Genomic DNA, 24,945 nt, shown 5'->3' on the forward strand with positions numbered 1-24,945 from the left:
GTAAGACATGCAGAGTCGGCGCCGGCCCGTCGTGCAACAACCCTGTGGGCATTGGTTGTTGGCAGGCAATAGAGTCCACGGGAAACCCTTGTGAGAAGCCGCCTTTCGAGCGCCTTTTTCAGCTGTGTCTGGGAGACCCCGGCCAATGCCAGTGTTTTCCACCTGGCCGTCCCGTTCTGTGCCTTGACGACGTCGACAGGATTCACCATCGCCTCAGTTTGGCGCAGCGAGCTGCGTTCGTCCGATGAAACGAGGAAATGATCGGTTCGTTGTGAGGAGATGTTCCGCCGACCGATGCTGTGGAGGGAAACAACATACCCCCGTACGAACCCAGGCCCGTCTAATCAAGGGTTTCAGTGGGCAGGGACGTCTGAGCCCACTGAAACATCGAATTGGACGGGCCTGGGGTAGCTATGGCGGGGTTGGCGTAACGGAGGGGCACCGCCGGCTAGTCCTGCAGGTGATCCACCAACTCGGCGGCGATGCCGGTGTAGCCGCCCGGGGTGAGCGCCTGCAAACGGGCCTCCGCTTCCGCGGAAAGCCCGAGCCCGGAGATGAACTCCTGCATCCGCCCGGCGTCGACCCGTTGGCCGCGGGTGAGCTCTTTGAGCCGTTCATACGGGTCGTCCATGCCCGGGACGCCGGCGATCGCCTCAGCACGCATCACGGTTTGCACGGCTTCGCCGAGGATTTCCCAGTTGTGGTCCAGGTCGTCCGCGAGCACTGCCTCGGCGGTGTCGAGCCGGCCCAGCCCGCCGAGTACATTGTTGATCGCGAGCACTGAATGCCCGAAGGCCACGCCGATGTTGCGCTGGCCGGAGGAATCGGTCAGATCCCGCTGCCAGCGCGACGTGACCAGGGTCGAGGCGAGGGTGTCCAACAGGGCCGAGGAGATCTCCAGATTGGCCTCGGCGTTCTCGAACCGGATGGGATTCACCTTGTGCGGCATGGTGGAGGAACCAGTGGCTCCGGCCACCGGAATCTGCGCGAAGTAGCCGATCGAAATATAGCTCCAGACATCGGTGCACAGATTGTGCAGGATCCGGTTGAACCGGGCGATGTCCGCGTAGAGCTCGGCCTGCCAGTCGTGCGATTCGATCTGCGTGGTGAGCGGGTTCCAGTCCAGCCCCAAGCCCTCGACGAAGCTGCGCGAAATGGCCTGCCAATCAGCGCCGGGCGCCGCCGCGTAGTGTGCCGCATAAGTCCCGGTCGCACCGTTGATTTTGCCCAGGTATTCGGCCTCCGAGATCCGGCGCAGCTGCCGGTCAAGCCGGTAGGCGAGCACCGCCAGCTCCTTGCCGAGGGTGGTCGGCGTCGCCGGTTGTCCGTGGGTGCGGGAGAGCATCGGGATGGTGCGGTTGGCCGTGGCCATGGCATGCAGTTTCGCGCTGAGTTCGCGGGCGGCGGGCAACCAGACGTTTTCCACTGCGCCCTTGATGCCCAGAGCGTAGGAAAGATTGTTGATGTCTTCACTGGTGCAGGCGAAGTGCACCAGTGGTTTGAGCGACTCGATGCCGATCCCGGCCAGCCGCCGGCCGATGTAGTATTCGACGGCCTTCACGTCGTGCACCGTGGTTTTTTCGATCTCGGCGAGTTCGGCGACCGAGTCGACGTCGAACTCGCCGACGATTGCGCGCAGCTGGTCTTTTTGCGTCTGGCTCAACTCGGCGGTGCCGGGGAGCACGCCCTGATCGGTCAAGTGGATCAGCCATTCGACCTCCACCGCGATCCGGTCCCGGTTCAGTGCCGCTTCGGACAGATAATCGACCAAGGGTGCGACGGCGGCACGGTAGCGGCCATCGAGCGGTCCGAGTGCGATCTGGGTTTCGGCGAGGCGGTAGCGCGGAGAAGAGGCAGCAGGCATGCCCCCATTCTAGCGATCCGTCCGGCAGGCCCGGTTCGGCGGGCCTGGCCGGGCCGGAGGTCGGGACAGGTTCAGCGGGCTGCGGCGCTGTCTTGGCGATTGACACCGGTGACGCCGCTGCCGATCATGGACAGCACGCTGATGATGACCGCAGCCCAGATCGCCGTCCAGAAAAAGGCGTCGATGGTGAAGTGAACCGGTGTGAAGCTGCTCAGCCAAGCGGTCAACCACAGCATCGCGGCATTGATCACCACGGTGAACAGGCCCAAGGTGAGCAAGGTCACCGGCAGCGAAATCAGCTTCACCAAGGGTTTGATCAGGGCATTGACAATGCCGAAGATCAGGCCGATGAAGAGGAAAGCCAAGACTGAGGCGAAGGTGTCATTGCCCTGCGCCACGTTCATGGTGCCTTCGGTGCTGATCCGGACTCCGGGCAGGACCCAACTGGTGACCCAGAGCGCAACGGTGCTGATCACTACTCGGACGAGGAATCTTCCCATCCGACTATGCTGGCACATTCGGCCCCGATTGGGCAGTGCCGGGACGGTTTCCGGGTCGCCGGAGAGCAGTTAGAGTGTGATGGTGAGCACTGAAGCCCCCGATTCCAGCCCTGCAATTCCGCGTCCGGCGCTCCGCCGACTGCCCCGCTACGCCGCGGGAAAACCGCCGGTTCCAGTGGCCGGCGTGGCGAGTTTCAAACTTTCCTCGAATGAGAATCCGCTGCCTCCGTTGCCCGAGGTCCTCGCGGCGATCTCCGATCTCGAGTCGATCAACCGCTATCCGGATCCGACCGCGGCGCCGCTGCGCGCGGTACTGGGCGAATTCCTGGGCGTTCCAGCCGACGACATCGTCACCGGGACCGGTGGCCTGGGGGCGTTCAACCAGATTCTGGCGGCTTTCGCGGGCGCCAATGACGAGGCTGCGCCGGATGAAGTCATTTATCCGTGGCGCTCGTTCGAGGCCTATCCGATTTCGGTCGGCTTGACCGGTGCCGTGAGTGTCCAAGTGCCGCTGGCGGCGGACGGACGGCATGATTTGCCCGCGATGGCCGCAGCGATCACTGAACGGACCAAAGTCATCGTGCTCTGCACGCCGAACAATCCCACCGGCCCGGTGCTGCATACCGCTGAAGTAGTGGAATTCCTGGACCAGGTGCCGCCGCGGATCGTCGTGGTGATCGACGAGGCCTACACCGAGTTCAGCACCGACCCGGAGATGGTCCGAGGCCTGGACATGTATCGGAAGTATCCGAACGTGGTTCTGCTGCGTACATTCTCCAAGGCGTATGGATTGGCCGGCCTGCGGATCGGCTACTCGATCTCGCACCCTGGGATCACCGAGTCGCTGCGGATCGCCGCATCGCCGTTCACTGCTTCAGCAGTGGCGCAGGAAGCGGCCATCGCCTCAATCGAACTGAACGAGAAAATTATCGAAAGGGTACAAAGCCTGATCTTCGAACGGGAGCGGGTGCTGGACGGCCTGCGCGCTCTCGGTTGGCCGGTCCCGGATGCCCAGGGAAATTTCTTCTGGCTCAATTTCGGTGAGGATTCCGCCGACTTTGCGGCCGTGGCGGAAGCCGCGGGGCTTTCCGTCCGGACATTTGCCGGGGAGGGCGTCCGGGTCAGCATCGGGGAAGCAGCCGCCAACACCAGTCTCTTGGAAATCTGTGCGGGTTATACAAAGACGCCGCTTGCTTCCTAACGCTTCACACAGCGCGGCCCGGCTTTCCGGAACGGATAGAGTAGAGGCTGGGTTGGGGAAATATTCCGCGCTAGTTATGTATTCCGCGGAAGGAATATTTCCATCGCGAAGCATGGAATTGAGGTGACGCTGTGGCGGTTGTTGAGATGCCCGGCAATGGAGTGGACGACGCAAGCATGGTGCAATTGCTCGCGCCGGACGGCAGCCGTGGCCAGGATCCCAGATTCGACGCATATGCCCAGGCGCTGAGTCCGGAAACCCTGCGCGGTTTCTACCGGGACATGGCATTGGCCCGCAGATTCGACCAGGAAGCCACCGCCCTGCAGCGGCAAGGCGAGTTGGCCCTCTGGGTGCCGGCGATCGGCCAGGAGGCAGCCCAAGTGGGTTCGGCCCGCGCCGGTGCCAGCCAAGACTACTTCTTCCCGACCTACCGGGAGCACGCGATCGCGATGATCCGCGGGATCGGCCCGGAGAAGCTGCTGAAGCTCTTCCGCGGCGTCTCGCACGGCGGCTGGAACCCGAAGGAACACGGATTCCACCTCTATACCCTGGTGCTCGCGGCGCAGACCCTGCACGCCGTCGGCTATGCGATGGGCATCCAACGCGATCAGGCCAAATCGGCGCAGGCCGGTGCTGATTCCGGCAGCCAGCAGGAGCCGGCCGCGGTGATCGCCTATTTCGGCGACGGGGCGAGCTCCGAAGGCGACGTGCACGAGTCCATGGTGTTCGCGGCCTCGTTCAAAGCGCCGGTGGTGTTCTTCTGCCAGAACAACCAATGGGCGATTTCGGTGCCGTTCGAAGTCCAGTCCAAAGTCCCGCTGGCCAACCGGGCAGCCGGGTACGGGTTCCCCGGGATCCGGGTCGACGGCAATGACGTGCTGGCGGTGCATGCGGTCACCAGTTGGGCGCTCGAACAGGCTCGCGCCGATGCCGGCCCAGTGCTGATCGAAGCCGTGACCTATCGCTTGGGTGCGCACACCACGGCGGATGATCCGACCAAATACCGGGGTAGCGCCGAAGAGCAGCTCTGGGCCGGTCGGGATCCTTTGCCCAGGCTGGAAAAGCTGCTGCGCGCCGAAGGCAGCGCCGATGACGAGTTCTTCGCGCAACTCACGGCCGACGGCGAGGCGTTGGCGACCAGCGTCCGTGCCGCGGTGCTGGCCATGGAAATGCCGGACATCCGCAGCTCGTTCGCGCATGTGTACGCGGAACAGCACCCGCTGGTGGCCGAGGAGCTGGCCTGGTGGGAACAGTACGAGGCCGGATTCGAATCCGAAGGGGTGCAGAAGTGAGCACGCTGACCATCGCGAAGGCAATCAATGAAGGGTTGCGCCGGGTGCTCGAGGACGATCCGGACACCTTGCTCATGGGCGAGGACATCGGCGACCTCGGCGGGGTCTACCGGGTCACCGAGGGGCTCAAAGCCGAGTTCGGCGCAGACCGGGTGGTAGACACCCCCTTGGCCGAGTCCGGCATCGTGGGCACCGCGGTCGGCCTGGCCCTGCGCGGCTACAAACCGGTGTGCGAGATCCAATTCGACGGTTTCGTCTTCCCCGGGTTCAATCAGATCACCACGCAACTGGCCAAAATCCATGCCCGCAGCGAAGGCCAGCTGAGCGCCGGAGTGGTGATCCGGATTCCCTACGGCGGTGGAATCGGGTCGATCGAACACCACTCAGAGTCGCCGGAAGCGTTGTTCGCGCACACCGCCGGTCTGCGCATCATCACGCCGTCGAACCCGCACGACGCGTACTGGATGATCCAGGAAGCGGTCGCCTGCCCGGATCCGGTGATCGTCTTCGAGCCGAAACGCCGCTATTGGCTCAAAGGCGAGGTGGACACCGGAAGCCCGGGGCGCGGCGCTTTCGAAGCCCAGGTATTGCGGGAGGGCAACGATGCCACGCTGGTCGCCTACGGGCCGCTGGTGCCGGTCGCGCTGGCCGCGGCCGAGGCGGCGGCGCAGGACGGCGGCAGCATCGAAGTGATCGACTTGCGATCGCTTTCACCGGTCGATTTCGACACCGTGAATGCATCGGTGCAGAAAACCGGCCGGTTGTTGATCGCCCATGAAGCGCCCACGTTCGGCGGCCTGGGCGGTGAAATCGCGGCCCGGATCAGTGAACGGTCGTTTTATTCGCTGCAATCGCCGGTGATCCGGGTGGGTGGATTCCACCTGCCGTATCCGGTGGCCCGGGTCGAAGAGCATTATCTGCCGGACATCGATCGGGTGTTGGAAGCCTTCGACCGGGCGATGGCCTACTGATGGGGGAACAGGTGCAGACTTTCAATTTGCCGGACGTCGGGGAAGGCCTGACCGAGGCCGAGGTCGTCTCGTGGAAGGTCAAAGTGGGCGACCAGGTTTCGATCAACGACGTCCTGGTCGAGATCGAAACCGCGAAATCGCTGGTTGAGCTGCCCTCGCCCTTCGCCGGCACAGTCAGTGCGCTGCTGGTGGCCGAAGGCCAGACGGTCGACGTCGGCACTCCGATCATCGCGATCGGCGGCGGTGCCGGTGTCCTGCTCAGCCATCCGGAACTGGACATCGCGCCGGAGCTGATGGTTCCGGAGTCCGGGAAAATCACCTTTCCGCATACCGCTTCGGCCAGTCCGACAGCTTCGGCCGAGCCGATCGGCGGCGCGGTCGAAGCCGCACTGCCCGGGCCCCTGGTCGGCACCGGACCCAAAGCCGATGCAGTGCACCGCCGGGCCCGCCGGGGTGCCGATCCGGCCACGCCGACACCCGCTGCGACGGCCGCGCCGGAAGTGGCGGCACGAGTCGGGGCGCTGCCCCCAGCCCGACCGTTGGCAGCGCCGCCGGTGCGGAAAGCCGCGAAGGATTGGGGTCTCGATTTGGCCCTGGTGCCGGCTACCGGGAAAAGCGGCGAAGTCACCCGGAAGGACTTGGTGGATTACCGGGACCGGACCACGGTGTCGAGTGAACCGGTGGGCGCCTGGACCGGAGAAGTGGTCCGGACTCCGGTGAAAGGCGTGCGCAAGGCCACTGCGGAGGCCATGGTGCGCAGTGCCTTCAGCGCGCCGCATGTCAGCATCTTCATCGACGTGGATGCCAGCCGCACCATGGAGTTCGTCAAGCGGCTCAAAACCAGCCGCGACTTCGAGGGGGTCAAAGTATCCCCGCTGCTGATCGTGGCGAAGGCCGTGATCTGGGCTGCCGGGCGCAATCCGAGCGTCAATGCGGCGTGGACGGATCAGGAGATCCTGCTTAAGGGATTCGTGAATCTCGGCATCGCTGCAGCCACGCCGCGTGGTTTGGTGGTGCCGAACATCAAGGATGCACAGCGGCTTTCGCTCAAAGAGCTGGCGGTCGCCCTGAGTTCCTTGGCGGAAACCGCACGGGCGGGCAAGACCCAGCCGGCGCAGATGCAAGACGGAACCATCACGATCACCAATATCGGGGCACTGGGGCTGGATACCGGTACCCCGATCATCAATCCGGGCGAAGTCGGGATCGTGGCTTTCGGCACGGTCAAGCAGAAGCCCTGGGTGGTCGACGGCCAGGTGGTGCCACGTTGGATCACCACCCTCGGCGGGTCTTTCGACCACCGGGTGGTCGACGGCGATGTGGCAGCGAGGTTCTTGGGCGACGTGGCGGCGATCCTGGAGGAGCCGGCGCTGCTGCTGGACTGAATTCGCCGGCCCTGAAATCCGCAACTAGCCGGCTCAGGGCCAAGGCTCCTGGCCGGCCAGGAATTCCACGGTTTCCAGCCAAAAGGTGGTGGCGAACTTGTCATTGAACAAGCTGAAGTGTCCGATTTCGGTTTGCCGGTAACGGGCCGGGGGCAGGAAGCTGCTGGTTTTCACGGCGTTCGGGTAGTAGCCGAGCATTCTTTCGGTGGCCCGCGGGGTGGCGAACGGGTCGTCGGTGGCGGCTACCGCGGCGATTCGTGCCTCCACTGCGGCCAAGTTCCGGCGTAATTCCGGATCGCGCCGGGTGAAGTCGCGCGGACTGTGAGCCCAGTCCAGGGCGACGCCGCGCGGCAGGTCTTCGGCAAGCCCCAGCCGCTTCCCCGGGAAATATCCGTACCGGCGGGTCAGCAGGGGCATCTTCAGGTGCCATCGGTACCAGAACCGGGCCCGGCTGCCATGACGGTAGTCGAGCCAGAAGGCGTGTTGGGCGCCGACCATCAGGATTCGGTGCAGCCCGGCTCCGTGCGGTGCCAGGCCTGCCGCGAAACCACCGAAGCTGTGCCCGACCAGGGAAGCCTTCCCGCGATCGAGGGCGTAGCCCAATGCCGCGTCCAGATCGTAGCGACCCCAATCGCTCCACGGCCCGCGCAGCATCGAAAGGTCTGCCGTCCGGGATTCGCCGATCCCGCGGTAGTCGAAGGTGATCGCCCGGTAGCCGTGCTGGCGGAGGAACTCCGCATAGCGCCGGTAATACCTGGCCAGCACGCCGGTGGCGCAGGCGATCACCACGGTTTCGGTGGCAGCAGCGCTGGGCTCGAAGACTGTGGCGGCCAGGGTTTGACCGTCGTCGGTCCGAAGTCGGAGTGGTTCGCCGGGCATGCGCCTAGCTGATCACGTGTGCCCGGCCAAGACAAGCTTCGATAATCGGACTGCGTGCCGCCGACTCGGGCGCAGTTGGGCCGGGTCGTACCATCTGATACCCGGCTCAACTGCGCCCAAGACCGGATGGCGCCGACGGAGTCGTGGTTGGGGCAGACCATCGGGCCGGCCCGGCCACGCCAGGGCGGCAGCGTGGCCGGACCGGCCCGATGGGATCTGAGTGCTCAGAGCCAGCGCGGCGGATCGCCTGCTCCGGCCAAAGCGCCGGCCCGGCCGCTCATCCATTGCACCTGGTCGGCCAGAGCGCCGTCCGGAATCGCGAAGACCTCGCCCCGGCTTTCCCATAGTGCCGGGATCTCGGCATGCAGGCGGCGCAGGACGGGTTCCGGAAGATCCGCGAACCGACCGCCATTGCCGAGGTCGACCGCGTGGATCCAGACCTCCCGGCAGCGCAGCCAGACGGTTTCCGAGACCGGCAAGGTCCGGCCTTGGATGGTACGGACTTCCTCGCGCCAGCGGTCGTCCGGAAGGTCGCGCCACTCCACGTTCAAGTGGATCGCGGCATGGTCGAAGAGATTGCGCAGCGCGATCGGGCTGAGCGTGGCGCCCAAGGCGATTTCCTCGTTCCGGGCGGAGGCCGAGGGGTACATCGGGTTTTCGACGCCGCTGGCCGCCCACTCCACCAACCGGGCGAGTGCCCGGGCGTTGTAGCCCACGTGGGCCACCAGGTGCTTCCGGGTCCAGCCGGCCAACAGCGAGTCCCTGGCCAGCTCTGCATCGGTGAGTTCATTGAGTTTCCGGGCGAAGTAGGCGGTGCCGCGCCTGGCCTGGAGCAGCCAGGCCAGAACCTCCGGATCGGTGCTCCGGTCAGTTCGCGCCGGCATGGTCCACGACTTTTACCGCACGGTTTTGCAGCTTGCCCAAACCGTCGATCGAGGTGCTGAGTAGATTCCCGTGGGAAAGGTACTCGGCCGGCTTCCGGGCGTGGCCCACGCCGCCCGGAGTGCCGGTGGCGATCACGTCGCCGGGCTGCAAGGTGAAGATCGTCGAGATATAGGCAACCAGCTGGGCCGGCGAGAAGACCAAATCCGACGTCGGGACCTCTTGAACCGTTCGGCCGTCCACCTGGCCACGCAGGATGGCCCCCAACGCAAATTCATCCGGTGTGACCAGGTAGGGGCCGAACGGGGTGGAATTTTCCCAGGTTTTGCCCTGGAACCATTGCGGAGTGCGGTATTGGTAGTCGCGCATGGTGACATCGTTGAGCACCGCGTACCCGGCGATGTGATCGGCGGCTGCGGCTTCGCTGACCCGGCGGGCCGGTTTGCCGATCACCACGGCGAGCTCGGCCTCCCAATCGACCTGATCGGATTCGGCGGGCAGCTCGATGTCGTCCCGCGGGCCGATCAGGGCTTCCGGATATTTCGCGAAGAGGGTGGGGAATTCCGGCAGCTCGCGGCCCATTTCCTTGATGTGGTTCCGGTAATTCAAGCCGACGCAGACGATTTTTCCGGGGTGCGGGACCACCGGGGCCAAATCGGCTGCCGCAGCCTGATGCCGGGCGCCGTCCGCTGCCGTGGCAACCGACTGCCAGTCTGGTGCCGCGAGCAAGGCGCCGACGTCGGGCACTCCGGCGATCTCGATCAGTTCGTCGCCGCGGACGACCGCGGCCGAGGTTCCTGAGACGGTGCGGATGGTGGCCAGTTTCACGGCTGTTCCCCTTCGATGAAAGTCCGGTTGAAATGAAGTTTTTCGATGATCGGCGCGTCGGAGAAGCGGAACAGATCGAGTCCGCTGCGGGCCTGGATCGACCAGGGGACCCAAGAGGGGACCACGAACAGATCTCCGGTGGCGAGTTCCTGTTCCCGGCCGTCCAGGGTGACCGTTCCGCTGCCGTCGAAGACTTGCCAGACTGACGAACCGACCTCGCGCCGGGTCCGTGAATGGGCGCCTTCGCGGAACCGGTGGAATTCCGCGCGGAGCGTGGGCATCACATCGCCACCGGTGGTCGGGTTGCTGTACCGGATGGCAGCGTGCCCGGGCTCGATGGTCGCAGGTTGGCCTTCGTCTTCCAGCAGCAGCTGTTCGGCCAGTGCCCGGTTCGTGTACTCCCAACGGTAGGCCGCGATCGGCGAGTTGGTGCGCTCGCCCAAACCGCTCAGCGGACGCAGCCCGGGGTAGGCCCAGAGCCGTTCGGCCCGGGACGTGGGCGGCGTGGCCTCGTCGGTGACCCGCTCCGAGCCGAACTCGAAGAAGCTGGTGTCCGAGTAGTGCACGAACGGGATGTCCAGGCCATCGATCCAGGCCATCGGGGCGTCGGATTCGTTGTAGTGGCCGTGGAAATTCCAACCCGGAGTGAGCAGGAAATCGCCGCGGCGCATCGCCACCGGATCCCCATTGACCACGGTCCAGACGCCTTCGCCCTCGATGATGAAGCGGAAGGCATTTTGCGAATGCCGGTGTTCCGGCGCGGTTTCGCGTGGCCCCAGATACTGGATCGCAGCCCACAGGGTTGCCGAAACATAGGGTGCGCCGCCCAGCCCGGGATTGGCCAACGCGATCGCGCGCCGTTCCCCGCCGCGGCCCACCGGAACCAGATCTCCGGAACGTTGCGCCAGCGGGTAGAGCGTATTCCAGCGCCACACGTGCGGCACGGCCTTCGGTGCCGGCGACTCCGGCATCAAGTCGGAAAGCTGGGTCCAGAGCGGGTTCAGGTTTTCGGTGGCGAAGTCACGGTAGAGCTGCTCGAGCTCCGGTTCCGGAGGGCCATCGGTGATATCGCTGTGCATGCTCGCTCCTGTCGGATCAGATCAGGTTGCGAGCCTAACCAGGTGGCGCGAGCCGGCACGAGAAAATTCTTCAGAGAAGAATCTAGCTGGTCGGTTGGGCGATGTCCCGATCGATGTCCTGCCGGCAGAGCCGGATCAACTCCAGGCTGCGCTTGTCCAGGAGCGCTGCGAACCGGGTGGTCGGGCTGGCCACCGCGAATGCGGCGACGGCTTCGCCCGAGCAGTTGTGCAGTGCCGTGCCGACGGCGGAGACCCCGGCTTCGGTGCTGTCCCGGTTCAAGGCATAACCGGTGGTCCGGACGGTCGCCAATTCGGCGCGCAGCGAGTTGAAGGATTTCTCATCGAGCAGGTCCCCGGACAGGGCGGCGCTTTTGGAGCGGTAGAGCTGGATCAACGAGACGTCCGGGAGTTCGGCCAGGAGTGCTTTGCCCCCGGAGGTGTCCCGGGCTTCGAAGGCGGTGCCCTGCCGGTCGCCGACCCGCAGGAAAGTATCGGATTCCACGGTCGAAAGGAACCGGACTTTGCTGCCTACTCGGATCATCAGATTCACGGTTTCGCCGAGTCGGCTGGACAGCAGTTCCAGATGCGGTTGGGCCAGGGCTCGCAGGTCTTTGGCCCACTGCATCCCGGCGGGGGCGAGTCCGATGGCGGGCCCGGGCTGGTAGTGGCGGGATTCGTCCTGCACGGCGAATCCGCGATAGACCAGCATGGCCATCAGGCGGTGTGCCGTGGAGGGTGCGATGCCGAGCTCCACCGCGGCGTCCTTGAGCCGGATCTGCCCCACGTCCCGGAGCAATTGCATCAGCCGCAGCGCATTGTCCACGGACTCCAGCGCGTAGCTCGGTTTTCGGGGCAGATTTCCCGGCTGTTTATTCTGCATAGAAGAATTATATTGATCGAAGTCAAGCGGAACAGGAAGTGTCATGGGATTACCCGGACTATGCCGGGTCCCGGTCAGTACGGTCAATGAGGACACGATATGAGCACATCCCAACCCCCATCGAATCCAGCGGCCCCGAAGTCCGAGCCCGCAACGCGGGTCGAACCAACGGACCCGGGACGCCCCGTCCTGGGGAAACGCGCCACGGTGATCGCCGTCGTGGTCTGCTGGCTGCTCGTGGTCTTCGACGGCTACGACCTGATCGTCTACGGCACCGTGCAGACCTCGCTGATCCAGGACACCGACTGGGGGTTGACCCGCAGTACCGCCGGGACGCTCGGCAGCGTGGCCTTCGCCGGAATGCTGGTGGGCGCATTGCTGGCCGGCCGGACCGCGGACCGCTTGGGCCGGCGCAATACGATCCTGGCCTGCACCCTGGTCTTCTCGGTTTTCACGGTGCTGTGCGCGGTGGCTCCGGGGCCGGTGCTGTTCGGGGTGTTCCGCTTCATCGCAGGAGTGGGGCTGGGCGGCCTGATGCCGTCGGTGGCCGCGCTCGCGGCAGAGTTGGTGCCAGTGAAGTTCCGGGCCATGATCGCGACCTTGATGCTCTCCGGGGTGCCGATCGGCGGGACCATGGCGGCGCTGCTCGGTATCGGTCTGATCCCGGCATTCGGCTGGCAGTCGATGTTCCTGGTCGCGGCGTTGGCGATCGTGGTGCTGCTGCCGCTGGCCTGGCGGTACTTGCCGGAGACCTTGAGCAAGCAGTCCCGGTTGTCGGCGAAAACGGACCGGGTCGGCTTCGGCAATATTCTGAAGACGCCTCATTTGGCGCCGAGCCTGCTTTTCGCACTGGCCGTGCTCGCCACCTTGTTCGCCTGGTACGGCTTGGGCATTTGGCTGCCGAATCTGATGCAGACCGCCGGGCACAACCTCGGCTCCGCGCTGACCTTCGCAATCGCACTCAACCTCGGCGCCGTCGCCGGTTCATTGCTCGCTGCGCCCTTGGCCGACCGCTTCGGGCCATTGCGGGTGGCCTCGGTGACTGCGGCCTTCGCGACGGCGAGCCTGCTCTTGCTTCTGGTCAATCCGCCGACCGCAATGGTCTACGTGCTGCTGGTGGTCGCCGGGGTGGGCACGCACGGTACGCAATGCCTGATTCTGGCCGCAATCGCCAACCATTACCCGGACCGCCTGCGCGGCACCGCACTCGGCTGGGCGCTCGGCGTCGGGCGGATCGGCGCGGTTGCCGCTCCGCAGGTCGGCGGCTTGCTGCTTGCCGCGAATCTCGGGGTGAACTCGAACTACATCGCCTTCGCCTTCGGCGCCGGAGTGGCCGCGATCGCGTTGGGCTATCTGTTCGTCCGGTTGCGCCGTTCGGCGCAGTCGGCTGGAGCGGTCAGCGCGCGCTGATCGCTTTGGCTAGAACCGGCGCGAGCCGGCGGACGCCTTCCCGGATGCTTTCGGAGTTGACCGCGCTGAACGCGAGCCGCAGCGAGTTGCTGTGCTCCGCGCCGGTGAAGGCCGCACCGGGCACGAAGACCACGCCGGCTTCGATCCCTTCGTGCAGCAAGGGGTAGGTGTCGATGCCCTCCGGCAAAGTCAGCCAGATGAAAAAGCCGCCGGACGGCCGATTCCAGCTGACTCCGGCAGGCATGTGCTCGTCGAGTGCTTCCAACATGGTTTCGCAGCGCTCGCGGTACAGCGAGCGGTAGTGCGCCACTTGGCCGAGCCAGTCGTAATCGCGCAGGTAGGCGGAAACCAGCATTTGGTTGAACGACGGTGGGCACAGGGTCACCGCCTCGCTGGCCAGGTAGAAGCGCTGTTTCAGTGCGGTCGGGACCAGGGCCCAGCCGATCCGCAGGCCCGGGGCGAAGATTTTGGAGAACGAGCCGAGGTAGAGCACCTGCTCGCTGTCCCGGGCCCGCAACGGCGCCAACGGCTCGCCGTCGAACTTGAGCAATCCGTAAGGATTGTCTTCCAGGATCAGGACGTGTTCTTCGCGGCAGATGTCGATCACCACCTGGCGGCGGTCTTCGGCCAGCATGGCGCCTGAGGGGTTGTTGAAGTTGGGGATCGTGTAGAGCAGTTTCACCCGTTTGCCGGCGGCGCGGAGCCGGGCCAATTGGGCGCGGAGTGCTTCCGGGACCAAGCCGTCGCCGTCGACCGCCACCGGGATGACCTCCACCTGGTAGGCCTCGAAGGTATTCAGTGCCCCGACATAGGTGGGATCTTCCACGAGCACCACGTCGCCCGGATCGCAGAAGACCTTCGCCGCGACGTCCTGTGCCGATTGCGAACCCGCGGTGATCACCACATTGTCCGGGTCGGCGTCGAGGATGCCTTCGGCCGCCATCACCTGGCAGATCTGCTCGCGCAGCTCGAGAGTGCCTTGGCCGCCGCCGTACTGGAGCGCTTCCAAGCCTTGTTCGGCGATGATCGCGGCGGCCGTGGCGCCGAGCTTTTCCAGCGGCAGCGACTGCAGGTAGGGGTTTCCGCCGGCCAGCGAAATCAGCCCCGGGCGCATCGAGATTTCGAAAACGTCGCGCACTGCGGATTGCTTGATGTTTGCGGCGCGGGCTGAGAACAGGTCGGTCAGCGGGCCGTCCATGAGGGAAGTCACGTTTTCCAGCATAAACCCCTAGGTTGCCTCCTGATCAACAGAGGTTGCATGGCAGGTATTTCCGCTGTGAATGTTGGGTAACGTTTTTGTAACGAGTAAACGGTTTTAGTTAGTTGCTTTTGGACTCCAATGGCGTTCATCGCTGTATTTTTTGCACAGCAAGCAGAGTTTTGAGCGCTATTCGACGGGTTTTGCAGACAGGTTGTTGCTGAGCGCTGTCTGTTTCCGACAGATGTCGGCCGGTTACTGCTGTGGGTTCGCACGGTCAACCGGGTGAAATCCCTGTGCTAGATTCGGTCCAATGTGATGCGCGGCACATGGGTTGGGCTGTTTGTCGAATAGCCCGGCGCGGTGCTCACCAGAGCCAACGGGGGTTGTGGCGGAAAACGCGCATCGACGACGAACCAGTCGGGAGGACTGATACAGGTGTCATTGAAAAGCTGGGGGATGTTGGATGTCGGGTGCGTTGGATTGACCACGTCGGAGCCGCGCCAGTAACCGTCCCATGCTTGTATATCTGCTCAAACGAGCCGCCACCTATCTAGTCATGATTTTCCTGACGACGTCCGCCACCTATTTTTTGGCCGTATCTACCATGCGGCCGACTTTGCTGGAACAGGAACGGACTCCCCGGCCGAGCCCGGAACAAGTGCAGGCGAACTTCGCCAGTCTGGGGTTGGACCCGACCAAGAATCCGATTGAACGCTACGGCGATTGGCTGCTCGGCGTGGTCACCCGCTGGGACTGGGGGCGTAGCCCCAATGGCTCATATGTGAATGCCGAGTTCGGCGACCGGGTCTGGGTCTCCACCCGGTTGTACATCACCGCCATGGTGCTCACGATCCTGATCGGAGTGGCCCTGGGCGTGTATTCCGCCGCCCGGCAGTACAAATTTTCCGACCGGATCATCACCGGTTACAGCTACCTGGTCTACATCCTGCCGGCGCCGATCGGCTACTTCCTGGTCCAGCTCGGCGCGATCAAGATCAACGAAATGGCCGGCTCGCAGATCTTCTTCGTGACCGGGATATCCACCGTGGGCATAGCTCCGGGCTTCCCCGCCTTCCTGGATCTGCTGGCGCACTACGTGGTGCCGACCTTCGCGCTCACCATCTTCGGTTGGCAGACCTTCCAAATCGCGCAGCGGCAGTATTTGCTGGACAACGTCAATGCCGATTTCGTGCGCACTGCACGGGCCAAAGGACTGACGAGGAATCAAGCGATCCGGCGGCACGGCCTCCGAGTGTCCTTCATCCCAGTGGCGCAGTCGATCGCGTTCCACATCCCGGCCGTGTTCACCGGAGCATTTTTCGCGGAGATGATCTTCGCCTGGCCGGGCATCGGTTTGTGGTCGATCCAAGCGATTACGACGGCGGACGTCAATGGCACCGTGATGACGGTCGCCTTCGGTTCCCTGGTCTTCGCGGTCGGCGCGATCCTGGCTGATCTGGCGACTAGCATCGTCGACCCGAGAGTGAGGGTTTCATGAGCGTCGTCAACAGCGCGCCGGGGCCGAGCGAGGAGCATCTCGAGGAGGCCCTCGAATCGGGCGACGAGCAGGTGATGGGCAAAGCCCAGATCATCTTCCGCAGGTTCCTGCGCAATAAGACCGCGGTGGCCGGTCTGGTCATCTTCTTACTGCTGTGCTTGTTCTCCACGGCCGGGGTTTTCCTGCAGCAGTGGGACAAGACCACGATCGATCCGCTCAATATCGGCACCGGCCCGTCCGCCACGCATTGGTTCGGCACCAGCCAGGGCGGCCGCGATTTGTTCGCCCAGATGGTGGAGGGCATCCGCACCTCGATCGTGATCGGCCTCGTGGTCGGCATCGGCAGTGCGTTGTTCGCGGCGATTTACGGCTGCACCATGGCCTACTTCGGCGGCCGGCTGGAGCGGATCATGTTGTTCATCCTGGAAGCGCTGATCATGGTGCCCTCAATCCTGATCGTGGCCATCGTGACCAGCGGTGGCGGCGGATTGCAGAGCAGCCTGCCCGGCTGGATCCTGCTGACCATCGTGATCCTGATTTTCGGCTGGATGGGCGCAGCCCGGCTGATCCGTTCGCTGGGCAAGTCGTTGATGAGCCGGGACTTCGTGAAAGCCGCGCAATTCATGGGGGTGCATCCGTTCAAAATTGTCTGGCGGCACCTGGTGCCGAACATCGGCTCGCTGCTGGTCCTGGACATCACCCGCGGCGTGACTGCCGCGATCCTCGCGGAAATCGCCTTCTCCTTCATCGGCATCGGGATCAAGGACCCGGACATCAGCCTGGGCGTCCTGATCGGCCAAGCCAGCTCCCAGGTGAGCTCCTATCCCTGGATGTTCTGGTATCCCTTGCTGGCGATGTTCTTCCTGACCGGTTCGCTGTCCATGCTCAACGACGGCCTGCGTGATGCGTTCGACCCCAGCTCCACTTCAGTAGGCAAGGCGAAGAAGAAATGACGATCAATCTGGGTCCGGAAGAAATCGGACTGCCGGCAGGTTCCGGCCTCGCGGTTCCCTCCGATGCCGTGCTGAGCGTGCGTGACCTCAACGTCAGATTCAACACCGAGAACGGCATCAACCATGCGGTCCGCGGGATCGACTTCGACCTGCGGCCAGGGCAGACCCTGGGCATCGTCGGCGAGTCGGGTTCCGGCAAGTCGGTGTCTTCGATGGCCGTAATGGGCCTGCTGCCGGAAACCGCGGACATCACCGGTTCGGTGCAGTATCGCGGTCAGGAGCTGCTGGGGCTGAGCGACAAAGCGATGTCCAAGTACCGTGGCAAGGACATCTCCATGGTCTTCCAGGACCCCTTGTCCTCGCTGACTCCGGTGCTGACCATCGGGCAGCAGATCATCGAGACGTTGACCATCCACAATCCGGGCATGAGCAAACAGGCCAAAGAAGCCCGGACCGTTGAACTCTTGGGGCTGGTGGGCATTCCCAGCCCCAAGGATCGTCTGCGGGCCTTCCCGCACGAATTCTCGGGCGGCATGCGGCAGCGGGTGATGATCGCGATCGCGATCGCGAACGACCCCGCAGTGCTGTTCGCGGATGAGTGCACCACCGCCCTGGACGTGACCATCCAGGCCCAGGTGCTCGAAGTCCTGAAGGCCGCGCAGCAGGAGACCGGTGCCGCGGTGGTGATGATCACGCACGATTTGGGCGTGGTGGCCGGCATGGCGGACGAAATCATGGTGATGTACGCCGGCCGCGCAGTGGAACGGGGACCGGTGGAGAGCATCTACGTCGGCCCGCGGATGCCGTACACCCTGGGGTTGCTCGGCGCGATCCCACGGGTGGACACCTCGTCGAAGAATTCGCTGGTCCCGATCAAGGGCACCCCGCCGAACTTGATTTCACCACCGCCGGGTTGCGCTTTCGCGCCGCGTTGCCCCTTGGCTTCGGAGGAATGCCGCACCGGGGAGATCCCGATGGTCACCATCGGTGCGGCCGGCCCGGAGCATGGATTCGCGCACCAGGCTGCGTGCATCAAAACCGGGCAGCTGGTCGGAGTCAATGCGCACGACGTCTTCGAAGCGCCGGAGTTGACCGGATCACCGCTGGAACGACTGCCCCGGCTGGAGCGCACCGCGGTGCTCCGGGTGGCGGATTTGACCAAGCACTTCCCGTTGCTCAAGGGCGCGTTGTTCAAGCGCCGGATCGGCACAGTCAAAGCCGTCGACGGGGTCAGCTTCGATATCCGGGAAGGCGAGTGCTTCTCGATCGTCGGGGAGTCCGGCTGCGGCAAGACCACGACTTTGCTGGAGATCATGGAGTTCGAGCGCGGCCAGCCCGGGCTGATCCAAATCGGCGAGGCGAAGAACTCCGAGGCGAAAAGCGTCGATGTGCGCAAGGTGGTCCGCAGGGATTTGCAAATGGTGTTCCAAGATCCCACCGGGGCCCTGGACCCGCGCTTCACGGTTTTCGAGGCGCTTTCCGAACCGCTGGAGAACCGCGGCATGTCCAAGGCGGAGATCAAGCAGCGGATCCTGGAATTGATGAGGCTGGTGGGACTGCAGCCGGATTTCGTCAACCGGTTCCCGAACCAGTTCTCCGGCGGCCAACGGCAACGCATCGGCATTGCCCGGGCGCTCGCGACGAACCCCAAATTGGTGGCGCTCGATGAGCCGGTTTCCGCGCTGGACGTCTCAGTGCAGGCCGGCGTGATCAACCTGCTGGAGCAACTCAAGGCCGAGCTCGGGTTGAGCTATCTCATGGTGTCCCATGATCTGTCCGTGGTCCGGCACATTTCCAATCGGGTCGCGGTGATGTACCTGGGCAAGATCGTGGAGATCGGTGACGTGGAGCAGGTCTTCGACGATCCGAAACACCCGTACACCAAGGCGCTGCTGTCCGCGATCCCGATTCCGGACCCGGCCATCGAGCGCAGCCGGGAACGGATCGTCTTGAAAGGCGATCTGCCGACGCCGTTGGATGCGCCACCGGGCTGCGTGTTCTCCAGCCGGTGTCCGATTTTCGCGGTACTTCCGGAGCCGAAGCGGGAAAAATGCCGCGGCGCAATGCCGGACTTGGTGCCCGCCGGCGCCGGCGACGACCACCAGCACGCTTGCCTGTTCCCGGACCACGAACTGGACCAGGCGGTGTTGGTGAATTGATTCCAACCCGAGCGGACTGCCGGCAATGAAGCCGCAAACCACTCGATCCATGGCAAGAACCCAGATGAAAGGAAGAGCATGAAAACGAAATTGACGGTAGGCGGAGCCGCTCTGGTGGCTGCCGCACTGGTCATCACCGGTTGCGGTGGCGGCGGAGGGCAGGGCCAAGGGCCGGCTTCCGGTGCGGCACAGACCGCCGGTGCCGATATCAGCAAGCTGGTCAGTATCAACGCGCAGCCACGGGAAAACCTCAAACAGGGTGGCAAAGTGACCATCCCACTGGGCAATATCGGCCCGGATTTCAATACCTCCGGCCAGAATGGCAACAGCGCTGATGGCGCCACGCTGATGAGCGCGATGAACTCTGCGGGTTGCTGGGTCTCACAGGCCGACGGGACGCCGAAGCTGGTGACCGATTTCTGCTCCGAGTTCAAGAGCGCCACCGAAAATGGCAAGCAGACGATCAAAATCAAGATCAATGACAAGGCCATTTGGAACGACGGGACCCCGATCGCAGCCGATGCCTTCATCAACACCTGGAAGATGCTCAATGGCGAGAACCCCGAGGTCAACATCGTAACCCCGGGCGCCTATGAGAACATCGAGTCCGTGGTCCAGGGCGCTACGCCCAAGGACGTCACGGTCACCATGAAGCAGCCGACCTATCCGTTGGACAACATTTTCGGCACGATCCTGAACCCGAAGGTGAACACGCCGGACGTGTTCAACAATGGCTTCGTGCAGAACATGCGCCCGGACTGGGCAGCCGGCCCGTTCAAGCTGGAGAACTACGATTCCGCCGCGAAGACCGTCTCCATGGTGCCGAATGACAAGTGGTGGGGCCAGAAGCCGGTTCTGGACCAGTTGGTCTTCCGCCAGATGGAAAGCGCGGCGACCATCGCGGCGTTCAAGAACCAGGAAATCGACGTCACCACGGGCAATACGCTCAACCGGTACAACCAACTCAAAGATTCGCCGAACACGGATATCCGGCGGGGCCAGCGGTTGTTCGCCGGTGGCATGAACATCAATGCCCAGGCGGCTCCGATGACCGATGTCGCGGTGCGCGACGCGGTCTTCACCGCGGTCGACCGCAAGGCGCTCGCTACGGTGCGCTACAACGGCCTGAACTGGGAAGAAACCACGCCTGGTTCGATGATGCTGCTGCCGTTCTCCAAGTACTACCAGGACAACTACCCGGCGAAGACCACCGGCCCGGATGCGGCCAAGAAGGTGCTGACCGATGCCGGTTACACCGCGGGCTCCGATGGCATCATGACAAAAGACGGCCAGAAGCTGGCTTTCAAGATCACCAACTTCGGCGACGATCCGACCACTTTGGCCCTGGTGCAGACCCTGCAGAAGCAGCTGCGCGATGGTGGGATGGATTTGACCATCGACCAGAAGGGTTCTTCCGAGTTCGGCAAGGTCGTCGGCGAGCGCAGCTTCCAGCTGACCATTTCCGGTTACACCGTCGGCGCGGACGCGACCACTGCGGTGAAGCAGTACTACGACTCGAAGACCAGCAACAACAAGGTCGGCGATGCCGCACTCGACGAGCGGATCGCCAAGGTCTCGACCATCGAGGACGACGCGGCACGGAACAAGGAGGCCATGGACATCGAGAAGGAGCACATGGCCAAGTACTTCTCCATGGGCGTCGCGTTCAACGGCCCGGACATCTACTTCGCCCGGACCGGCCTGGCCAACTACGGTGCTAATCTGTTCCAGTCGCTGAGCAGCACCAACTGGGTGGACGTCGGCTGGCAGAAGTAGTTCCAGCCCGGCTAGCCCTTAGCTGAGCCGCACCCGGCAGTGGCCCCGGAGGATCTTCCGGGGCCACTGCCGTTTTGCTGCAACACCCCTGCACAAATAAACAAATAACCAGTCAGCCGGGCCAAGAATCTGTCACATTGGTCGCGCAGGCCACACCAGCACCGCGAATTGTGCAGAAGCGAAATTCTAACTAGGCGGCGACCTTGCCGCTGCCGAGCAGGGTTTCCAGTGCCTCAGTCACCTGGCCGACCACCTCGGCGTCGTCCTTGGGATGCAATTCGGCAAAGCGCACCACGGAGCCCGGGATCGCGACCTTGACGTCCTCGAGCACGGTGGCGCCGGCGATCTTGAGCGACTTGCGGGCGTCGTCGTGCGCCCAGACTCCGCCGTACTGGCCGTAAGCCGTGCCCAGAACCGCCACTGCTTTGTCCTTGAGTGCGCCGGCGCCGAAAGGCCGGGACAGCCAGTCGATCGCGTTCTTCAGCACAGCGGTCATGGTGCCGTTGTATTCCGGGGTGAAGAAGAGGATTCCGGCAGCGCCGGCAGCGGCCTCGCGCAGCCGGAGCGCGGCCGCTGGGACCTGGCCCTCGACATCCAGGTCTTCGTTGTAGAACGGGATCTCGGCGAGGCCGTCGAAGATCACCACGGTGGTGCCTTCGGGGGAGACCTGGGCGGTCGCCTCGGCGAGCTGGCGGTTGGTGGAGCCGGCGCGCAGGCTGCCGACCAGAGCTAGTACTGTGTTCTCAGACATGGAGGAGCTTTCCTGTTATTGGACTGGGTAATCATTGGCTGTGCGGTCCGTGGGAGGCGAACAGTTCACCGGTAAAACGGACCATGGTCCGTTTAGTATTCCCGAGTCGAGGATATTTTGCAGAATTCTTTTCTCCCCGTGACATCGAACCCGCCGTCGCCGCAGACGGAGCGGGGAGATGCAGCGCGCAATCGGGAGAAACTGCTCAACATCGCCGGTCAGATCATTGCCGAGCAGGGCATCGACGGGCTCACCATGGATGAGCTCGCGCGCCGCGCGGCTACCGGCAAAGGCACCATTTTCCGGCGCTTCGGCAACCGGGCCGGGTTGCTCGATTCGCTCTTGAGCCACACGGAAGAGGATTTCCAGCGATCGTTGATTTTCGGTCCGCCTCCGCTCGGACCGGGTGCTACTGCGAAAGAGCGGCTGCTCGCCTACGGGGTCGCCGCGATCGACCGTTTCGAAGTCACCGGGGAACTGCAGCGGGCCGCCGATGAAGTCGGCGACCGGAGGTTCAACTCGCGGGTTGCCGAGTTCCACCGGATGCACGTGTCGATGCTGTTGCGCGCCGGAAAGGTCGCCGTTGACGCCAGTGCATTGGCCCTGGTGCTGTTGAGCGCATTGCACCCGAGCCTGCTCGAGTACCAAAGAAAAACGGCCGGCATGGATGCCGGCCGCCAAAAAGCGTTGTGGGAGTTCCTCGTGGAACGGGTAGTGGGTGACCCGGCTGCGTGACGGCGCAGTGCGCATTGGGGGATCGCACTGATCCGCCACGCAGCCGGGAGTCGAATCAGACCAGCGCGTGCCAGTCTTCGGAGAGCTCCAGGCCGTGGGCCAGGGCTACCGACTGATTGGTGACCTTGCCGCCGGCCACGTTCAGGCCGGCCGCGAGGGCCGGGATGCTTTCCAATGCCGCTTTGGCGCCGAGGTTGGCCAGCGCGGTCGCGTAGCGCAGCGTGACGTTGGTCAGGGCGTAGGTCGACGTGTTGGGCACCGCGCCCGGCATATTGGCGACGCAGTAGAACAGCGAATTGTGCACCATGAAGGTCGGGTTCTCGTGCGTGGTCGGGTGGCTGTCTTCGAAGCAGCCGCCCTGGTCCACCGCGATGTCCACGAGTACCGAGCCCGGCTTCATCCGGGCGACCAGTGCATTGGTGACCAACTTCGGTGCCTTGGCGCCGGGAATCAATACCGATCCGATAACCAGATCTGCATCGAGCAGCGACTTTTCGATTTCCAGGGCATTCGAAGCGATGGTCTTCAAGCGGCCTTGGTAGATCGCGTCGAGCTCGCGCAACCGGTTGATGTTGATGTCCAGAATGCTCACGTCGGCGCCGAGGCCCAGCGCCATTGCGGCGGCGTTGGTGCCCGCTACACCGGCACCCAGCACGATGACTTTGGCGGGGCGCACACCGGGGACGCCGCCGAGCAGCACGCCTTTTCCGCCCGCCGGGGCCATCAAGGACTGTGCGCCGACCTGTACCGAGAGCCGCCCGGCGACCTCGGACATGGGAGCCAGCAGCGGCAGGGCGCGGCCTTCTTGGACGGTTTCGTAGGCGATCGCCGTGACGCCGGATTTGATCAGCTCTGCGGTCAGTTCGGGCTCGGCGGCCAAGTGCAGGTAGGTGAACAGCACCAGGCCCTCGCGGAACCGGTGGTACTCGGCCGCGATCGGCTCTTTGACTTTCATCACCATGTCGGCCCGGGCCCAGAGCTCATCCGCGGAGTCGACCAACTCGGCGCCGGCCACAGCGTATTCGTCGTCGGAAATCGAGGAGCCGACGCCCGCGCCGCGCTCGATCAGGACGGTGTGACCGTGGCTGATGAACTCGTGCACGCCGGAAGCCGTAATGGCGACGCGGAATTCGTTGTTCTTGATTTCCTTGGGAACGCCGATGATCATCGAAAAACTCCGTCTTAGGGGCAACGTCTAACTCCATCAGCTTAAGACCGGATGTGAGGTGGCGGACAGCCGCCGAGTTCGGGCGCGCTGCCGAAATCCGCGTAATTTCAAGGATTTTCCGGAACCAGATTCGACATTTGTCGAACCTAGGCACGTCAAGTGTCGTATCCTGTCGATATGCAGAGTCACGACGTAGAGGGACTGGTGGAAGAGGTGGCGGCGGTGCTCGGCCGCGGGCTGTCGCTCGAAGACGTCGATGGCTTGCTGCTGGCTTACAGCTCCAACCAGCCGCACGCCGACAAGGTGCGGGTCAACTTCCTGCTGAGCAAACGGGTTCCGGCCGACGTCAGCGCCTGGCAGCTGGCGCATGGCATCGCCGTCGCGGTCCGGCCCGTGGCCCTGCCGGCGAACGAACAGCTGGGCATGCTCGGGCGGGTGTGCGTACCGCTGCTGGTCCGCGGGTACCGGGTCGGTTACTTGTGGGTGCAGCAGGAGGAGTCGGAGGAATCGGCGACCGCGATCTTGGCCCAACTGCCCCGGGTGCGCAACCAGTTGGACCTCTTGGCCTCCTTGCTGTTGGATTCCAACACCGCCGAATCCGAGTTCCGGCGCGGCCGAGAACAGGAGTTCCTGGCAGCATGTTCGGGCGAGGCCGGAGCGCTGGCCGCGGTGGCGGGCTGGAGCGAAGTGCACAACCGGGGGCCGTGGCAATTGGTGACCGCTTTCGAGATCGCCGAGGCCCATGCGGCTTCGGCCGATGACCCGATCGCGGCGACGCTGACCCACCGCAGTGCCGCTCTGCAGGCGACCATCGGACTCGATGCCGCGTTGTTCAGCGCCGGAACCGGAACCCATGCGGTGATGTTGTTCCGGGATTCGGTCGGCCGGGCCAACCACGCCGCGGTGCTGGTGCGTTACCAGATGGAATTGAGCAAGCGGTTGGGCCGGGCTTCGGACCGGATGGTCTTGGGGATCAGCGAGCCGTTCGGCAATCTCGGGCTCCTTCCCGAGGCTTACGCGCAATCCAAGGTCGCGGCGCAAGCCGGAGCGGTGGATCCGGAATTGGGCGAACTGGTCGACTGCCGGGCCACCGGGATCTACCAACTGCTGGCGGGCGGGCGCTGGGGCCGGATCAGCTCCGTGAACTACCGTCGGCTGGCCGAGGCGGACCGGAACGCGGAATTGCTGCCGATGTTGGAATTGATCTACGACAACGACGGCTCGGTCCAGGACGTGGCGGACAAATTGCATCTGCACCGCAGCTCGATCTACAACCGGCTGGCCAGGATTCGGTCGGTTTTGGCCGCGGAACCGCTCAACGGAATGGTCAGGCTGGAGTTGCACGCGGCGATCAAAGCCGAGCGATGGGCCGCCAGGCCGCGTCTGTAACCGAACCTGGTAGCAAACAATTGCCCTTTCGGGCAGGTCCGACGGCGGATTGTGGTTGCCGGATTGTGGTCATCGACGGCAACCGCCAGGCTCAACTATGGTGGGGTACTGGGGGAGATCCGCACCGGTCAATTTTTCGAATTG

General features: G+C 64.1%; 21 protein-coding genes. 11 read left to right on the forward strand and 10 right to left on the reverse strand.

Features of this window, described 5'->3' with window-relative positions; all coding sequences use genetic code 11:
• Positions 1–448: 448 nt before the first annotated feature.
• Together purB and JOE69_RS10940 are read right to left on the reverse strand one after the other, a co-directional pair.
• On the reverse strand, positions 449–1,864 hold the full coding sequence (gene purB, locus JOE69_RS10935; protein WP_309798654.1) for an adenylosuccinate lyase: 1,416 nt from the start codon (positions 1,862–1,864) through the stop codon (positions 449–451).
• A 71-nt stretch (positions 1,865–1,935) separates the two neighbouring features.
• Positions 1,936–2,364: a phage holin family protein gene (locus JOE69_RS10940; protein ID WP_296364690.1), complete on the reverse strand. Its 429-nt coding sequence runs from the start codon at positions 2,362–2,364 to the stop codon at positions 1,936–1,938.
• Between the two features lie 79 nt (positions 2,365–2,443).
• Here JOE69_RS10940 and JOE69_RS10945 point away from each other — a divergent pair, with 79 nt between their 5' ends.
• The 4 genes from JOE69_RS10945 to JOE69_RS10960 all read left to right on the forward strand — a co-directional run bounded on the left by JOE69_RS10945 (position 2,444) and on the right by JOE69_RS10960 (position 7,213).
• The gene (locus tag JOE69_RS10945) at positions 2,444–3,565 is read left to right on the forward strand and encodes a histidinol-phosphate transaminase (RefSeq protein ID WP_309798656.1); all 1,122 of its coding nucleotides are present in this window, start codon (positions 2,444–2,446) and stop codon (positions 3,563–3,565) included.
• 176 nt (positions 3,566–3,741) lie between these two features.
• The gene (pdhA, locus tag JOE69_RS10950) at positions 3,742–4,857 is read left to right on the forward strand and encodes a pyruvate dehydrogenase (acetyl-transferring) E1 component subunit alpha (protein ID WP_374709748.1); all 1,116 of its coding nucleotides are present in this window, start codon (positions 3,742–3,744) and stop codon (positions 4,855–4,857) included.
• Positions 4,854–5,828 carry an alpha-ketoacid dehydrogenase subunit beta gene (locus JOE69_RS10955; protein ID WP_309798658.1) on the forward strand — a complete coding sequence of 325 codons (975 nt, stop codon included), beginning with the start codon at positions 4,854–4,856 and terminating at the stop codon, positions 5,826–5,828. The genes pdhA and JOE69_RS10955 overlap by 4 nt, the downstream gene beginning before the upstream one ends.
• The gene (locus tag JOE69_RS10960) at positions 5,828–7,213 is read left to right on the forward strand and encodes a dihydrolipoamide acetyltransferase family protein (protein ID WP_309798660.1); all 1,386 of its coding nucleotides are present in this window, start codon (positions 5,828–5,830) and stop codon (positions 7,211–7,213) included. The genes JOE69_RS10955 and JOE69_RS10960 overlap by 1 nt, the downstream gene beginning before the upstream one ends.
• A 33-nt stretch (positions 7,214–7,246) precedes the next feature.
• Here the strand turns inward: JOE69_RS10960 and JOE69_RS10965 are convergent, their stop codons facing one another.
• The 5 genes from JOE69_RS10965 to JOE69_RS10985 all read right to left on the reverse strand — a co-directional run bounded on the left by JOE69_RS10965 (position 7,247) and on the right by JOE69_RS10985 (position 11,761).
• Positions 7,247–8,092, reverse strand: coding sequence for an alpha/beta hydrolase family protein (locus JOE69_RS10965; RefSeq protein WP_309798662.1), 846 nt, complete (start codon positions 8,090–8,092; stop codon positions 7,247–7,249).
• Between the two features lie 224 nt (positions 8,093–8,316).
• Positions 8,317–8,976: a maleylpyruvate isomerase family mycothiol-dependent enzyme gene (locus tag JOE69_RS10970; protein ID WP_309798664.1), complete on the reverse strand. Its 660-nt coding sequence runs from the start codon at positions 8,974–8,976 to the stop codon at positions 8,317–8,319.
• Positions 8,960–9,802, reverse strand: a complete 843-nt coding sequence (locus JOE69_RS10975; protein ID WP_309798666.1) for a fumarylacetoacetate hydrolase family protein — start codon at positions 9,800–9,802, stop codon at positions 8,960–8,962. Before JOE69_RS10975 ends, JOE69_RS10970 begins: the two co-directional genes overlap by 17 nt.
• Positions 9,799–10,881, reverse strand: a complete 1,083-nt coding sequence (locus JOE69_RS10980; RefSeq protein ID WP_309798668.1) for a cupin domain-containing protein — start codon at positions 10,879–10,881, stop codon at positions 9,799–9,801. Before JOE69_RS10980 ends, JOE69_RS10975 begins: the two co-directional genes overlap by 4 nt.
• A gap of 82 nt (positions 10,882–10,963) precedes the next feature.
• Complete coding sequence (locus tag JOE69_RS10985; RefSeq protein WP_296364675.1) at positions 10,964–11,761, reverse strand: IclR family transcriptional regulator; 798 nt, start codon at positions 11,759–11,761, stop codon at positions 10,964–10,966.
• A gap of 99 nt (positions 11,762–11,860) precedes the next feature.
• Between JOE69_RS10985 and JOE69_RS10990 the strand changes: the two genes are divergently transcribed.
• Positions 11,861–13,171, forward strand: a complete 1,311-nt coding sequence (locus JOE69_RS10990) for an MFS transporter (protein WP_309798670.1) — start codon at positions 11,861–11,863, stop codon at positions 13,169–13,171.
• On the opposite strand, the gene JOE69_RS10995 is transcribed toward JOE69_RS10990, so the two are convergent.
• Positions 13,158–14,393 carry an aminotransferase-like domain-containing protein gene (locus JOE69_RS10995; protein ID WP_309798672.1) on the reverse strand — a complete coding sequence of 412 codons (1,236 nt, stop codon included), beginning with the start codon at positions 14,391–14,393 and terminating at the stop codon, positions 13,158–13,160. The genes JOE69_RS10990 and JOE69_RS10995 overlap by 14 nt on opposite strands.
• A gap of 493 nt (positions 14,394–14,886) precedes the next feature.
• Here JOE69_RS10995 and JOE69_RS11000 point away from each other — a divergent pair, with 493 nt between their 5' ends.
• The 4 genes from JOE69_RS11000 (at position 14,887) to JOE69_RS11015 (ending at position 20,758) form a co-directional block, all read left to right on the forward strand.
• On the forward strand, positions 14,887–15,870 hold the full coding sequence (locus JOE69_RS11000; RefSeq protein WP_296364670.1) for an ABC transporter permease: 984 nt from the start codon (positions 14,887–14,889) through the stop codon (positions 15,868–15,870).
• Positions 15,867–16,823 carry an ABC transporter permease gene (locus tag JOE69_RS11005; protein WP_296364668.1) on the forward strand — a complete coding sequence of 319 codons (957 nt, stop codon included), beginning with the start codon at positions 15,867–15,869 and terminating at the stop codon, positions 16,821–16,823. Before JOE69_RS11000 ends, JOE69_RS11005 begins: the two co-directional genes overlap by 4 nt.
• Entirely contained in the window at positions 16,820–18,982 is a 2,163-nt protein-coding gene (locus tag JOE69_RS11010; protein WP_309798675.1) for a dipeptide ABC transporter ATP-binding protein, read from the forward strand. The genes JOE69_RS11005 and JOE69_RS11010 overlap by 4 nt, the downstream gene beginning before the upstream one ends.
• A gap of 78 nt (positions 18,983–19,060) precedes the next feature.
• Positions 19,061–20,758, forward strand: coding sequence for an ABC transporter family substrate-binding protein (locus JOE69_RS11015; RefSeq protein ID WP_309798677.1), 1,698 nt, complete (start codon positions 19,061–19,063; stop codon positions 20,756–20,758).
• 190 nt (positions 20,759–20,948) lie between these two features.
• Here the strand turns inward: JOE69_RS11015 and JOE69_RS11020 are convergent, their stop codons facing one another.
• Positions 20,949–21,509 (reverse strand): NAD(P)H-dependent oxidoreductase, encoded by a 561-nt coding sequence (locus JOE69_RS11020; protein WP_309798679.1) that lies wholly within the window; start codon positions 21,507–21,509, stop codon positions 20,949–20,951.
• Positions 21,510–21,647: 138 nt separating this feature from the next.
• On the opposite strand from JOE69_RS11020, the gene JOE69_RS11025 reads away from it, so the two are divergent.
• Complete coding sequence (locus JOE69_RS11025) at positions 21,648–22,244, forward strand: TetR/AcrR family transcriptional regulator (RefSeq protein WP_309798681.1); 597 nt, start codon at positions 21,648–21,650, stop codon at positions 22,242–22,244.
• A 55-nt stretch (positions 22,245–22,299) separates the two neighbouring features.
• On the opposite strand, the gene ald is transcribed toward JOE69_RS11025, so the two are convergent.
• Positions 22,300–23,412 carry an alanine dehydrogenase gene (ald, locus tag JOE69_RS11030; RefSeq protein ID WP_309798683.1) on the reverse strand — a complete coding sequence of 371 codons (1,113 nt, stop codon included), beginning with the start codon at positions 23,410–23,412 and terminating at the stop codon, positions 22,300–22,302.
• 177 nt (positions 23,413–23,589) lie between these two features.
• Here ald and JOE69_RS11035 point away from each other — a divergent pair, with 177 nt between their 5' ends.
• Entirely contained in the window at positions 23,590–24,801 is a 1,212-nt protein-coding gene (locus JOE69_RS11035) for a PucR family transcriptional regulator (protein WP_309798685.1), read from the forward strand.
• Positions 24,802–24,945: the final 144 nt, after the last annotated feature.

This window comes from Arthrobacter russicus, assembly GCF_031454135.1.
Lineage (GTDB): Bacteria > Actinomycetota > Actinomycetes > Actinomycetales > Micrococcaceae > Renibacterium > Renibacterium russicum.

What these genes read in the sequence shown, in the direction of transcription:
- purB (WP_309798654.1), bottom strand. Translation starts at nt 1,864, where the DNA reads ATGCCTGCTGCCTCTTCTCCGCGCTACCGCCTCGCCGAAACCCAGATC.
- JOE69_RS10940 (WP_296364690.1), bottom strand. Translation starts at nt 2,364, where the DNA reads ATGGGAAGATTCCTCGTCCGAGTAGTGATCAGCACCGTTGCGCTCTGG.
- JOE69_RS10945 (WP_309798656.1), top strand. Translation starts at nt 2,444, where the DNA reads ATGGTGAGCACTGAAGCCCCCGATTCCAGCCCTGCAATTCCGCGTCCG.
- pdhA (WP_374709748.1), top strand. Translation starts at nt 3,742, where the DNA reads ATGGTGCAATTGCTCGCGCCGGACGGCAGCCGTGGCCAGGATCCCAGA.
- JOE69_RS10960 (WP_309798660.1), top strand. Translation starts at nt 5,828, where the DNA reads ATGGGGGAACAGGTGCAGACTTTCAATTTGCCGGACGTCGGGGAAGGC.
- JOE69_RS10965 (WP_309798662.1), bottom strand. Translation starts at nt 8,092, where the DNA reads ATGCCCGGCGAACCACTCCGACTTCGGACCGACGACGGTCAAACCCTG.
- JOE69_RS10970 (WP_309798664.1), bottom strand. Translation starts at nt 8,976, where the DNA reads ATGCCGGCGCGAACTGACCGGAGCACCGATCCGGAGGTTCTGGCCTGG.
- JOE69_RS10980 (WP_309798668.1), bottom strand. Translation starts at nt 10,881, where the DNA reads ATGCACAGCGATATCACCGATGGCCCTCCGGAACCGGAGCTCGAGCAG.
- JOE69_RS10985 (WP_296364675.1), bottom strand. Translation starts at nt 11,761, where the DNA reads ATGCAGAATAAACAGCCGGGAAATCTGCCCCGAAAACCGAGCTACGCG.
- JOE69_RS10990 (WP_309798670.1), top strand. Translation starts at nt 11,861, where the DNA reads ATGAGCACATCCCAACCCCCATCGAATCCAGCGGCCCCGAAGTCCGAG.
- JOE69_RS10995 (WP_309798672.1), bottom strand. Translation starts at nt 14,393, where the DNA reads ATGCTGGAAAACGTGACTTCCCTCATGGACGGCCCGCTGACCGACCTG.
- JOE69_RS11000 (WP_296364670.1), top strand. Translation starts at nt 14,887, where the DNA reads ATGCTTGTATATCTGCTCAAACGAGCCGCCACCTATCTAGTCATGATT.
- JOE69_RS11005 (WP_296364668.1), top strand. Translation starts at nt 15,867, where the DNA reads ATGAGCGTCGTCAACAGCGCGCCGGGGCCGAGCGAGGAGCATCTCGAG.
- JOE69_RS11010 (WP_309798675.1), top strand. Translation starts at nt 16,820, where the DNA reads ATGACGATCAATCTGGGTCCGGAAGAAATCGGACTGCCGGCAGGTTCC.
- JOE69_RS11015 (WP_309798677.1), top strand. Translation starts at nt 19,061, where the DNA reads ATGAAAACGAAATTGACGGTAGGCGGAGCCGCTCTGGTGGCTGCCGCA.
- JOE69_RS11020 (WP_309798679.1), bottom strand. Translation starts at nt 21,509, where the DNA reads ATGTCTGAGAACACAGTACTAGCTCTGGTCGGCAGCCTGCGCGCCGGC.
- ald (WP_309798683.1), bottom strand. Translation starts at nt 23,412, where the DNA reads ATGATCATCGGCGTTCCCAAGGAAATCAAGAACAACGAATTCCGCGTC.
- JOE69_RS11035 (WP_309798685.1), top strand. Translation starts at nt 23,590, where the DNA reads ATGCAGAGTCACGACGTAGAGGGACTGGTGGAAGAGGTGGCGGCGGTG.